This window comes from Pseudomonas sp. GT1P32 (genome assembly GCF_054897805.1).
Map to the genome: position 1 here is coordinate 5,168,897 of NZ_CM142704.1, position 12,130 is coordinate 5,181,026.

At 53.9% G+C, this 12,130-nt stretch carries 8 protein-coding genes and 1 pseudogene; 2 read left to right on the plus strand and 7 right to left on the minus strand.

The annotated features are described in order from the left end of the window. Positions 1–135: 135 nt before the first annotated feature. Positions 136–732, plus strand: coding sequence for a restriction endonuclease subunit S (locus tag ACYZUC_RS23695; RefSeq protein WP_461990733.1), 597 nt, complete (start codon positions 136–138; stop codon positions 730–732). Next, entirely contained in the window at positions 729–2,105 is a 1,377-nt protein-coding gene (locus ACYZUC_RS23700) for an HsdM family class I SAM-dependent methyltransferase (RefSeq protein WP_461990735.1), read from the plus strand. Before ACYZUC_RS23695 ends, ACYZUC_RS23700 begins: the two co-directional genes overlap by 4 nt. Positions 2,106–2,221: 116 nt before the next feature. Here ACYZUC_RS23700 and ACYZUC_RS23705 read toward each other — a convergent pair. From ACYZUC_RS23705 to ppa, 7 genes and pseudogenes are all read right to left on the minus strand, one after another. Further along, positions 2,222–2,350: pseudogene (locus ACYZUC_RS23705) on the minus strand (type II toxin-antitoxin system antitoxin DNA ADP-ribosyl glycohydrolase DarG); the annotation flags it as partial. Positions 2,351–2,490: 140 nt separating this feature from the next. Continuing rightward, on the minus strand, positions 2,491–3,402 hold the full coding sequence (locus ACYZUC_RS23710) for a restriction endonuclease (protein WP_461990737.1): 912 nt from the start codon (positions 3,400–3,402) through the stop codon (positions 2,491–2,493). Positions 3,403–3,404: 2 nt separating this feature from the next. After that, positions 3,405–6,608 carry a type I restriction endonuclease subunit R gene (locus ACYZUC_RS23715; protein WP_461990739.1) on the minus strand — a complete coding sequence of 1,068 codons (3,204 nt, stop codon included), beginning with the start codon at positions 6,606–6,608 and terminating at the stop codon, positions 3,405–3,407. Next, positions 6,608–7,969 (minus strand): restriction endonuclease subunit S, encoded by a 1,362-nt coding sequence (locus tag ACYZUC_RS23720; protein WP_461990741.1) that lies wholly within the window; start codon positions 7,967–7,969, stop codon positions 6,608–6,610. The genes ACYZUC_RS23715 and ACYZUC_RS23720 overlap by 1 nt, the downstream gene beginning before the upstream one ends. Beyond that, positions 7,966–9,945 (minus strand): type I restriction-modification system subunit M, encoded by a 1,980-nt coding sequence (locus ACYZUC_RS23725; RefSeq protein WP_461990743.1) that lies wholly within the window; start codon positions 9,943–9,945, stop codon positions 7,966–7,968. The genes ACYZUC_RS23720 and ACYZUC_RS23725 overlap by 4 nt, the downstream gene beginning before the upstream one ends. Before the next feature lie 636 nt (positions 9,946–10,581). Then, positions 10,582–11,331 (minus strand): S24 family peptidase, encoded by a 750-nt coding sequence (locus ACYZUC_RS23730; protein ID WP_461990745.1) that lies wholly within the window; start codon positions 11,329–11,331, stop codon positions 10,582–10,584. A 226-nt stretch (positions 11,332–11,557) separates the two neighbouring features. Then, the gene (gene ppa, locus ACYZUC_RS23735; protein WP_003205933.1) at positions 11,558–12,085 is read right to left on the minus strand and encodes an inorganic diphosphatase; all 528 of its coding nucleotides are present in this window, start codon (positions 12,083–12,085) and stop codon (positions 11,558–11,560) included. Between the last annotated feature and the right edge of the window lie 45 nt (positions 12,086–12,130).

Here is a 12,130-nt window from a genome sequence, read left to right on the forward strand (position 1 = left end):
TTTTCTTGTCCTAAGCCCGAGCATTAATTTCGACTTCAGACAGTCCCTGTCAACCTCGATTGACGGTTCACACATCAGTAGCATAGAGGTAGCGCTAAAAAAAGACGCTGTCGACCAGAGCGGACTCCTAAAAAAATGATTCAGAAAAAAAAACTTTCATCGGTTGCAAAAATTTCTGTTGGGCAGACTTTCAGAGAAAAAGCAGAAGCGATAAGCGATGAGAGTGGCATACGCTTGATTCAAATAAAAGATATTCGTGAGGGGGCTCTGATAGATGCTGACGAATTGTCTTTTGCGGAAATTGATCCGGCCAAAATTAAAGCACCTTTGACTTTTGGTGATGTCCTGCTACCTCTGAGAGGGAATAGGAGTGAGGCTATGCTTTATAACGTGAAGAACTCTGATATTTTAGTCGTCACGACAAATCAAGTGGCAGTAATAAAGTCGTTGGATCAGGGTGTTGGTTCTGCATATTTTCATTGGTATTTAAATTCGCCTTTTGGTCGTAGAGCGCTGGATTCAATTCGTGGCGGTGCGACGATTCCAAACATAAGTATAAAAAATTTATCTGAAATAGAAATTCCGATTCCGAGTCCTGAAGATCAGGGGATGATTCTGCAAATCTATGATAGTTGGTGTAAGCAGAAATCAGTGTTGCAGGAGCTTTTGGTGAATGGTGAAAGCTTGATGGCCAGTGCTTGTATGCAAGTATTGGGAGGTGGAGTAAAGTGATAGCCAACTTGCAGCAGGAATTTGTTCGTGTTGTCTCTCCCTCGATTGAACGGCTACGGTCGCGTTTAAGTGGTTCAGAGTTGGTTGAGCAAATAGTGTTGTTGATGGTCTTGAGGTTTTATTTTTTAGATTATAATTTTGCCAAGAACGTACCCTTGTTAAATGGGCGAGAGGATTTTGATCGATGGTTAATGGTCACCGTAGAAAATAGTGGTCGTGACTCGAGTAGTTTTAAAAAGTACTTTGTTTCGGTTTGTCTAAAGTCCATTGCTTCTATGAGGACAGATGCACGTTTGCAAGCGGATCTGTATGAGTTGTGGCAAGGGCTGAGCCACTTGCCATTCGAAGGAATGGATGGTCGAGTAGCGCTTGGGGAGTGTTTCGAATTGCTCCTTTTTATATTTGCAGAAAATAGTATCGACAGTGCAGGTTACTCTTATACTCCACGTGGTGTGGTGCATTTGGTGACGGAGATGCTAAAGGCTCAAGAATCGGAGAGTGTGTATGATCCGGTATGTGGGTCCGCCGGGTTTTTGATAGCAGCAGCAAGGCGCGTTAGTGAGGATTTAAGTGGTGGTCAGTTAAATTTGTACGGTCAAGATATTTCATCTGTCTCACTTTTTATTGCAAAGTCAAATATGCTGTTGCATGGGTTGGATGAAGAAAGTATTGAGCTTTCAAATAGTATGTTCAGCGTTCATGACGGTAAAGGGAAGTTTGGGCGTTTTGACGTGGTCACTGCGAATCCTCCGTTTTCCCTCCGCTGGGATGGCAATGCGAGTGGTGTTTTTTTTGAGTACGGCATTCCACCTAGATCTAATGCAGATTATGCCTTTCTTCAACGAGCGTTATTTAGTCTGAAGGAGAATGGCCGTGCTGCAGTTATTGTACCCACTGGGGTTCTCTCTCGAGAGGGTGTTGAGAAGGCTATTAGAGTAAAGTTTTTAGCTAATCATCATGTTGAAACGGTCGTGGCTGTGCCGCCGAATACTTTTTACGGCACTGCTGTCCCTGCAAATATTTTGGTTCTTCGTCGAACTCGAAAAGAAAGTGATGTGCTTTTTGTAGATGCATCTAGTTTTTTTTCGAAGGACCGCAACCGGAATGTTATTCTCGGTGAGGCAGTGAGTAAGGTTGTTGCTCTTTGTGATGCCAGATCAGATTATGAGAATTTTTCTAAATTGGTGCCATTGGCCGATATTGAAAATAATGAATGGAATTTGAGCGTTTCCAAATATCTTGTGCGTGAAGTGCTCGATGATATTGATTCCTTGGAAACACTGGTTGAACGTCAAGTTGACCTGGAAAGACAATTGGCAGACCTGCAGGCAGAAATGACAGGGCTAATATTAACTTTGAAGAAGAAAACTTGAACGTAGTAGTCAAATTTGGTTTTTTAAAAACGGCCCCGTGAGACCTGGAATCGGTGAATGCCGGTCGTGAGTGCAAGGTGAAGGACGTCCTTTTCGAGCAGCCGCAATTTCAGACCTAAACCACTGGAGATCAGGCGTTTGAGAGCAACATCAAGCGCCGAATCGTCAAACAGTATGCTTTTGCGGGCGGCAACCCCGGCAACCCCGGCTACGCAATCCCAATGCTTTAACGCTTCACGCACAGTTGCGCTGCTGAACACTCCACCCGGCTACACAAATCGCCGCTACCAGATCAGGCTGATGAGGTCATCAGAACTTTGTTGCGAAATAAGCCGTGTTTTGGATCCTTGCACCAGTTGAACTGAGCCAACTGACCGTTCGCGAATCACTCTTCGGCAAAGTAATCGCTGTCGAGCTGTTTTACCTCGTATACCTGCTTAACGCTCACGCCCAAGTTATGCTCGACCATCAGCCGAGCGAGCTCGACACCATCGATCAGTACCACCTTGATATCAAGGCCAAGTGCAGCGTCCCTTGCTCCCATGGAAAAGTCCGAGGTGGTAATGAACACACCCTTGCGGGCCCGCTGGCGAGTCAGTGCGCCGATGAATTTGTCGATTTCAGGGCGATGCACGGTGTTGTTCCAACGCTTGGCCTGCAGGTAGATCACGTCCAAGCCAAGTTTGTCTTCTTTGATGATGCCGTCGATACCGCCGTCATTGGTGAGCTGAGTGGCTTTGCCGGCTTCCTTGCGTGAGCCACCGTACCCCATGGCCAGCATCAGATCGACCACCACTTGCTCGAAAAAGCTCGGCGTTGCTGCCCGCACCTGAACAAGAAGCTCATCAGCAAGTGATTGCACAAGAGCTTGATGGGCCTCGGCCATTTGCTCATCTGGAGTGGTTTCCGATGTAGTGATATCCATCACAACAGGTATGCCCGCTGCGTGTGGCTTGGCGGTATGGAAATCGGCGAATTCGGGGAATTGCTTTAGCCAGCTCACGGTGATTCGCTCTGGTCCATTGGACAAGGCATCGAGGCCGCGCGGGGTGATTTGCACCATGCCCTTCGCTGGAATGGTCAGTAGGCCTGCCTTATTTAGATAAGTCCGAGCCCAGCCTACGCGGTTGTTGATCACCGTCTGATGCCCGGAAGGCAGGTGCTCCTTGCGCTCTTCTTCGGTCAGTTGGAACTGATCAGCAATCTGCTCGCGCAGTGCATTGAGCGGTAGTGGTGCGCCGTTCTGCACGGTGGTCAGCACCGGCCGCATCACGCTTTGAAAATCCGGAATTGGCATTGTCACTCCTTACGCCTGTGGAATGTCTCATCAAGGCTCACTGCCGATTTCAGCATCTTCAAAATCACCAGTGCAAACGCCCGGCTCTTCGTTTCGTTATCCAAAACTTCCAGCGACAGCTTCTCGTGGTCTGTCATGGCGTCCAATACGGTATCGAGAACGCGCTTAGGAAATAGGCCATGCATCACTTGATCCACGGAGTGGTTGTTCACCTGGGCCATCACATCTTCCTGGCGCCTGATACGCTGGGCGATACCGGTGAGGAACTGCAACTGATCGTCATCGCTCACCTCTGCACCGAAGATATCGTTCAGCGCCTCGATAATTTCTGACAAGCGCTTCTTCTCCGGATCATGAGGCTTACCACTACCCACATCACTGCCGGGCTTGAGTGTGTATTCGCCGTTTTCCTCGTTCAGGCGCAACTGATGCTCGGCGCGCTTGCTCAGGCGGTAGTGGCTCAGTTGCAGCTCGCCCACGTCCACGTCGTCTTGTTGCAGGCGATCGAAGCGCAGCAGCGGGTGTAGATGTTTGGCGTACACGCAGAGCTGCTCTAGTTCGCGGTCCTCATAGGGCACAATCTGCGAGAGGAACTCGTACAGGCGCACGAAGCTCTGCAGATTCTTTCGGAAGAGGTCCAGTTGATCGATCTGTTCGCCGGTCTCTTTCAGCGCATGCTCGGCTTTTTTCAGGCCGGCGCTGTCACCGTTCGCCTCGGCCATGCGCTTGTAATCCAGCGCCTGCTGATGCGACTCCACCGAGAAGGCATAACGCTTGGCAAAGCGCTCCTTGGCCGGCGCGCAGTAATAGCTGAGCTTGCTGGCCGCCGCCTTGCGGTCGAAGAAGGACATGGCGAAAGCCTCGACTTCCTGCCAGTGATAGATCCCCTCGGCATCCAACTTTTTCTGCAGGTCATAGATGATCTGCGGGTCGGTTACATCGGTCAGCTCGGCCTTGGTGTAGTACGGCAAGAAGGCGTCGAGAATATCCTGCGGCTCATTGAAGAAGTCGAGGATGAAGGTTTCCTTGCTGTCACCGAAAGTGCGGTTCAGCCGCGACAGGGTCTGTACGCAGTCCACGCCTTGCAGCTTCTTGTCCACGTACATGGCACACAGCTTGGGTTGATCGAAGCCAGTCTGATACTTGTTGGCCGCGATCATCACGTTGAAGTCTTGGGTGTCGAACGCCACTGCCAGGTCGCGGCCATTCAGGCCAAGGTTGAGCAGGCTGCTGTTTTCCGTCACCTCTTCGGGGATCACCTCATCCGGTAGCACGCTGCCGGAAAACGCCACCAGCGGGTGGACATCGTTGTAACCCATCTGCTGTACGTAGGCTCTCACCGCCAACTGGTAACGCACAGCCTCCTGGCGGCTGCTGGTCACCACCATGGCCTTGGCCTGGCCATTGAGCAAATTGCGAATATTGGCGCGGAAGTGCTCGACGATCACTTCAACCTTTTGACTGATGTTGTATGGATGCAAACGCACCCAGCGCGCTAGCTTGATGCGCGCCTTCTTGCTGTCCACCTCGTCGTCTTCGCCATCTGGGTGGGCGATCTTCCAAGCGGTGCTGTAGGTGGTGTAGTTGCGCAGCACGTCGAGGATGAAACCCTCCTCGATAGCCTGGCGCATGGAATACAGATGAAAAGCCTCCGGCTTGTTGCTGGAACTGGCCGGCAGCGTGGGGTCGACCGGGCGACCGAACAGCTCCAGGGTCTTGGCCTTGGGTGTGGCAGTGAAGGCGTAGTAACTGATGCGCTCATTCGGTTGGCGCGCCTGTACGGCTGCGTCCAACAACTCTTCGGCGCTGACTTCCTCGGCGTCCAGCGCATCGCTGCCTAGGATCTGTTTCAGCTTGCTGGCTGACGTGCCAGTTTGGGATGAATGCGCCTCGTCAGCGATTACCGCATAACGCCCGCTAGCCAGCTTGGGGTACTGGTCTAGGGCATCGAACAGCGCAGGAAAAGTCTGGATGGTGACGATGATGATGCGCGTCTGCTCAGCCAGCGCCTCAGCCAGTTGTTCGGACTTGCTCTGGTTGCCGACATCACGACTGATCGGTTTGACCACGCCCTGGGCATGCTCGAACTGGTAGATGGTGTTCTGCAACTGGCTATCCAGCACCGTGCGGTCGGTGACCACAATCACCGAGTTGAACAGGCGCTCGCCGGCGTCGTTGTACAGCGAGGCCAGTTGATGCGCAGTCCAGGCGATGGAGTTGGACTTGCCCGAGCCGGCGCTGTGCTGGATTAAATAGCGCTTGCCAGGTCCTTCGGCGCGGGTGGTGTTGACCAGTTTGTTGACCACTTCCCATTGGTGGTAACGCGGGAAGATCATCGTTTCCTTGGTAACCAGCGAGCCGTCGAAGCCTTCGCTGGTTTTTTTGTCCAGGTGCAGAAAGCGCCCCAGCACCTTGAGCCAAGCATCTGGTTGCAACAGCCTTTGCCACAGGTAGCCGGTGGAGTACTGGCTGTCGTCGGTAGGCATCGGGTTACCAGCGCCGCCTTCCTCGCTGCCGAGGTTAAAGGGCAGGAAGAAGGTGTCCTTGCCCGCCAGTTTCGTGGTCATCGCCACCTCATACTGCCCTACGGCAAAATGCACCAGCGCGCCACGCTTGAAGGTCAGCAGCGGTTCGGGCTTGCGTGTCAGCGGGTCTTTCACAGGGCGGTCGTAACGGTATTGACGCTTGGCGTTCTCGACCGACTGCTTGAACTCGCTTTTCAGCTCCAGCGTGGCTGTGGGGATGCCGTTAACGAACAGCACCAGATCCAGCCGTGGATTGTAGCTCTGCCCACTGCTGCCAGCCTCACGCGCATGCGGCGAGTAGGACACCTCCGGTACCACGCGCAGGCGGTTGCACTGGTAGCGCTTCAAGGTATCCGGGTTCATACCGTGGTCGGGCTGGAAGCTGCACAGCTCCACCTTCACCGCCGGCAACTTGAAGCCATGGCGCAGCACATCCAGGGTGCCGCTCTGCTCAAGCTCGCGCACCAGCTTCTGTACCAGCACGTCATCTGGTGCATTCGGGTTGGCCTTGGCGAACTTGTCCCAGCGCTCCGGCCAGGCCTCCTTGAAGTAGCCCAGCACATCTTCGGTATACAGCGCCGTACGCCGGTTGTAGCCGCTGGCAGTACCAACTCGCCAGCCTTGAGCGGCCAGGGCGTCGATAATGTCCTGCTGAAACTGAGCTTCCTTGCTGTCCGCCATTACACGGCCTCTTGTGCTAATTCGGGGGATGGCGCGCTGGCCGGAGGCTGCCAGCCGCGCACGTCGATTTTGCCGGTGACGGCGGCGGAGATTAGGGCGGAGCGGCGTTCTTGGAGTAGGCAGCGTTGAATAGTGACATCCGCAACTAGCTCATCGGAGTATTTCAGTGTGTCACCTAGGAGTCGCAAGATGGCCTCCTGCTCGCCGACTGGCGGCAAGGGCAGAGGCATATCCATAACTACTGACTGCGATATATTTTGCATCGAGTCACTTGCGCCACTTGCAGCCAATTCAATCTGACTCCTCGGAGCGCTTGATCCGAGGTATAGCGCCAAGAACTCGGGAGCGACTCTCTTAGCGTTCAAACGCAATCGATAAAGTTTGTCGCAGAGCATTAGCCATGGATAGTCGCTGACAGCAACAGCAGCACTGCCAACAAGTTCTCGGGTGTTTGCTCTTGATATCAACATGTCCCCTTTCTTTATCGCTAATCTCGCATCTGGTTCAAGCTCATCCGGTAGGCGCTTATTTTCAGCTGGATTAAATACTCCCCCATTTACACACCCAACTTTTAATACACCCCACTCGCAATCCTCAGCCGGATAATTGTCGCACTGAGGACTCCATCCTTGACTCAGGCTCTCAACTACATATTTCACGGCGGTTAATTCCCAATGCGCTGGCACCTCGCCTAACCACTCCACGGCCGAGTCTTTCATCGGCACAGTAGGGTCGAGGCCTTTAGTGACGGCGTGGGAAATCACAGCCTGGCGCTTTTCCTTGAGCAGTTCGATCAGGCGCTGCTGCTCTTCGATCAGCGCGTCGATGCGGGCTGTCTCGTGGTCGAGAAAGCGGGCGATTTGGTTTTGCTCTGAAATTGTTGGTAAATAGAGCTTTAGCTTTTGAAAATCGGCGTTTGAAAGATGGGTTTGATGCACGCCATCGTCATTTTGCATAAGTCCAGGGTGACGATCTAACAAGTAAAACAAGAAACGAGGATATGCCTTTTCTGCGGTGATTCGACACACCCGCTGATTCACGGCGTACTTGCCATGATCACCAACGTAATATGCCCGAGCAAGTGCCCGCCCATTGGGCAGGTCGCTCATTACCATCAATATATCGTTTAACGAAGCAGGGGTTAGATTGATATTGCATGTCTTAATCGTTTTTCCCGAGGTCGAAACAAACCTAGAGTTAACGCAGATGTAGTCGCCGTCATCGTCAATATACGGCTCATGCGCCTTGCCCTGAGCAAAAGCAACAAGATCGCCAAGTCGCTTTAATGACCAATGATTTGGAATTTTGCCCAAATACTCAATACCTGACGGTTTCAGCTTCTGATATGCAAGCAAGCTCATGCCGACAGCCCCTCAATCATACGTTTGATGCTGTCGGTACAGATTTTCAGGTCGCGGTCAATTTCGGCTAGCGGGCGCGGCGGTAGGAACACGTAGAAGTGCCGGTTAAAGGGAATTTCGAAACCGACAATGCCGACGTCGCCATCCTGAGCGTCGGTTTTGGTTTCGTCGATCCAGGCCTCCGGCACATGGGGGATGACTTCGCGCTGGAAGTAGTCATACACCGACTCGCCCAGCGGCACGTTCTCGTTGTCACGCAAGCCAGCGTCCGCTTCCGGCTGGCCCTTGGTGATGCAGATATCCGCCTCGGGGTCGCGCTCGCTCAGGGCATTGAGCAGGGCTTTGAGCTCCGGCAAGTTGAGGCTGACGCTGTGCGTAGCGAGGGATTTTTTCAGAACCTTGGTGAACTGTTCGCGGTTTCGGTAGAGTTGGCTTGCGTCTATGGCTTGCAGAGCGGTCATCAGTTGCTGCTGAGCGGTGCTGTCGAGCTTTTGCAGGGCTTTTTCTTCCAACACCTTGTCGAGGCGCTCGGCACTTGTCTGGAAACTCAGCCGTAGCGGGCGCTCAACAGTGATGCGGCGGTAGCCGAAGGCATCGATGGGGAGGATCTTGCTCTGTGCTGTGTGCTCGAAGCTGCCATACAGGCGCACCAGTTCGCTGATTTGATCTTCGGTGATGTACTGGCGCTTGCTGCCCAGCGACTTACGCATCTTGGCGAAGTGCTGGCTGCCATCGATCAACTGCACCTTGCCCTGGCGTTCCGCGGCCTTGTGGTTGCTTAGTATCCAGACATAGGTGGCGATGCCGGTGTTGTAGAACATGTCCGTTGGCAGCGCGACGATGGCTTCGACCAGATCGTTTTGCAGCAGGTAGCGGCGAATCTCCGACTCACCCGAGCCCGCGCCGCCGGTGAAAAGTGGCGAGCCGTTGAGGATGATGCCAATTCGCGAGCCTCCGTCGCGTGGGTCACGCATTTTGCTGACCAGATGCAGGAGGAACAGCAGTGAACCGTCGGACACTCGTGGCAGGCCGGGGCCGAAGCGGCCATCGAAACCTTTGTGACTGTGCTCGTCGGTGATCTGTTTTTGCACCTTCTTCCATTCCACGCCGAACGGCGGGTTGCTGAGCATGAAGTCGAAGTGCTTGTTGGTTAATTGGTCGTTAGAAAGCGTGTTGCCGAGCTTGATGCTGGCCACATCCTGGCCCTTGATTAGCATGTCTGCTTTGCAAATGGCGTAGGACTCGGGATTTAACTCCTGCCCGTGCAGGGAGACGCTGACCTTTTCGCTTATGGATTGGATGTACTCGTCGCCTTCGGACAGAAAGCCACCCGTACCCGCCGTTGGATCGTAGATGGTGACAATGCTGTTGGGCGCGAGTTTATGGTCCTGATCGGTGATCACCAGCGAAGTAGTGAGGTGCACGATATCGCGCGGGGTGAAGTGCTCACCCGCAGTTTCGTTGGAGCTTTCGGCGAACTTGCGGATCAGTTCTTCGAAGATGATTCCCATACCGAAGTTGCTAATACGCTCGGGGCTCAGGTCCGTGGCAGCAAACCGTTGCACCACCTGATAGAGCAGGTTAGCGCTGGCCAGTTGCTGAACAAAGTCTTCAAAGTGGAAGTGTTCGAATATCTCGCGGGCGTCCTTGCTGAAGGACTGCACGTAGCTCATCAGGTCGGCTGGGGTCTGGGTATCGGACAGAGTGCCGAGGGTCAGCGGCGAGGCGTTGAAGAACTGCAGGCCACCTGCCGCACGCAGCATATACATTTCACGTACGGTGTCTGGGCGGCCTTCCTGGGCGTAGAACTCGCGAATCACGGCATCCTTGGTCGGCGCCAACACACACTCCATGCGCCGCAGCAGAGTGAATGGCAGGATGATGCGTCCGTACTGGGACTGCTTGAAATCACCACGCAGCAGGTCGGCAATCGACCAGAGAAAGGCGGCCGTCTGGGAATGGTTTTCCGTATTCACGCGACAGTTCCTTCGGGTAGGCAAAAAAGCCGAGTTTAACCCGTCGAGCTGCCTACATGTCATAGGCAATGCAGGGGCGATAGGTCTTTGAGGATCCGCTTGTGGCTAACCAGGGCTCATTTGCAGGAAGTGTCCCAGGTGTTTGCCATGACCCAGAGCTCGTGATTTGTGATCTGCGATCTGCGATCTGCGTTTAGATATGGACTGAAGTATGGGCTGGAATAGGGGCTTGCGATAAAGGCCATATTTTATAAAGGCTTCAGGCATTAAAAAGCCGGCTTGTGGCCGGCTTCTCGGGGACTGGCTTGGTTCATTTTTGGTAAACCGCGCCAGCCTTCAAAACGTACACCCGGATCTTGCGTCCGGCTGTGGGACTCGGCGAGAAAATCATCTGCCTTGTCAGTGCGATCGGAGCCGCGGGGCGGGTCGATGCGTAAATGTGGGGCGCAGCATACTGATTTTTTTGGGGAATTCCCAGTGTGGTGTGCGGGGTAGAGCTGTTAGTTGCTTGGGATCGGGTAGCTGATCCGGGTTTTGAGGTGAATGTTCCACCGCCTTCGCGGGCAAGCCCGCTCCCACAGGTTCTACGTAATCCCTGTGGGAGCGGGCTTGCTCGCGAAGGGGCGCGGCGCGGTGTTACAGGAACGGAATGGGCGGGCGACGCTTGTTTAGCGTCGAACACCAAAACACCCACCCCAACACCCGGATGTTCTGCTCTTCGATTTGCACCGCCCTGAACGTCTCATCCGGGTACTCAGCGCTGTTGTGGCTGCGCAATCGCAATCCATTCCCTGGCATCCGGTGCAGGTACTTGATGCGAAGCATCCCGTCGTGTTCGATCGCGTAAATTTCTCCATCGACAATCTGGGTCAGGCCGCGATCGATGGCGATGGTTGAACCGTCTTCAATTTTCTCGGCCATGCTGTTGCCGATCATGTAGGCGCAGATGGCATCCGCTTGGTTGATTTCCAGGGAGTCGAGGTGGCTTCGGGGTAGGCGGATGGGGTGGCTGGTGTCCTCGATCACGTGGGTTTTGCTGGAGCCGGGAGCGACGGGCGCTTCTTTGTAAAAGGGCAATTCGACATCGGTGGGTTCGATGACGGTGTAGATGCCGCGGAGGGCCTGGGCGTCGAAGGTGTTGCCGGTGTCGCTGACCAGACGCAGGTGTTTGGCGTCTTTCGGGCCTTCGAGATATTTGAGCCACTCGCTGTTGACCGAGAGCTTTCTGGCGACGGCTTCCATGCAGTGATCGGGCACACCGCGGGTGTACCAGTTGTGGACGTTTTGCGGCGCCGTGCCGAGGAATTCGGCAAATCCGGTCGTCGTGATGTTCGCTACTTTGAGGAGCGCTTTAAACCGTGGACCGCTAGTGTTTTTTTTCTTCATGGGCACGAGTTTACGGGCCTATGGCGAGGCTTTGAATAAACGAACCGTTCAAAATACGAGGGAAATTTAAGACCGGATGTAAGACGTATCGAGTAAAAATTAAACAAGAAAAAACCGATTCACCGGATGGTTAAACGGCACGTTTAAATGCTTTTCTGCGGGCACAAAAAACCCCGGATTAACCGGGGTTTTTTCAAGTCGTCAGTGGCGTAAGGCCAGTGGCGTCTCAGCCTTTATAGGCAGCAACCGACTTGGTGATCGCTTCGCGGGCGGCGTCTGCACCGGCCCAGCCTTCGATCTTCACCCATTTGCCTTTTTCGAGATCTTTGTAGTTCGCGAAGAAGTGCTCGATCTGCTGAATCAGCAGCGGTGGCAGGTCGGTGTATTCCTTCACGTCGACGTACAGCTGGGACAGCTTGTCGTGTGGGACTGCGATGACTTTGGCATCGCCGCCGCCGTCGTCGGTCATGTTCAGGATGCCGACCGGACGAGCGCGGATGACCGAACCTGGAGCAACCGGGTAAGGGGTCACGACCAGCACGTCGAGGGGATCACCGTCGTCAGCCAGGGTGTTCGGGATGTAACCGTAGTTGGCCGGGTAGAACATCGGGGTGGCCATGAAACGGTCAACGAACAGGCAATCGCTGTCTTTGTCGATTTCGTATTTGATCGGCGCGTGGTTGGCCGGAATCTCGATCGCGACGTAGATGTCGTTCGGCAGGTCTTTGCCAGCCGGAATCTTGCTGTAGCTCATTGGGCGGTGCCCCCGTTAGTTGACCAAAAACACTTGGCCGGATTG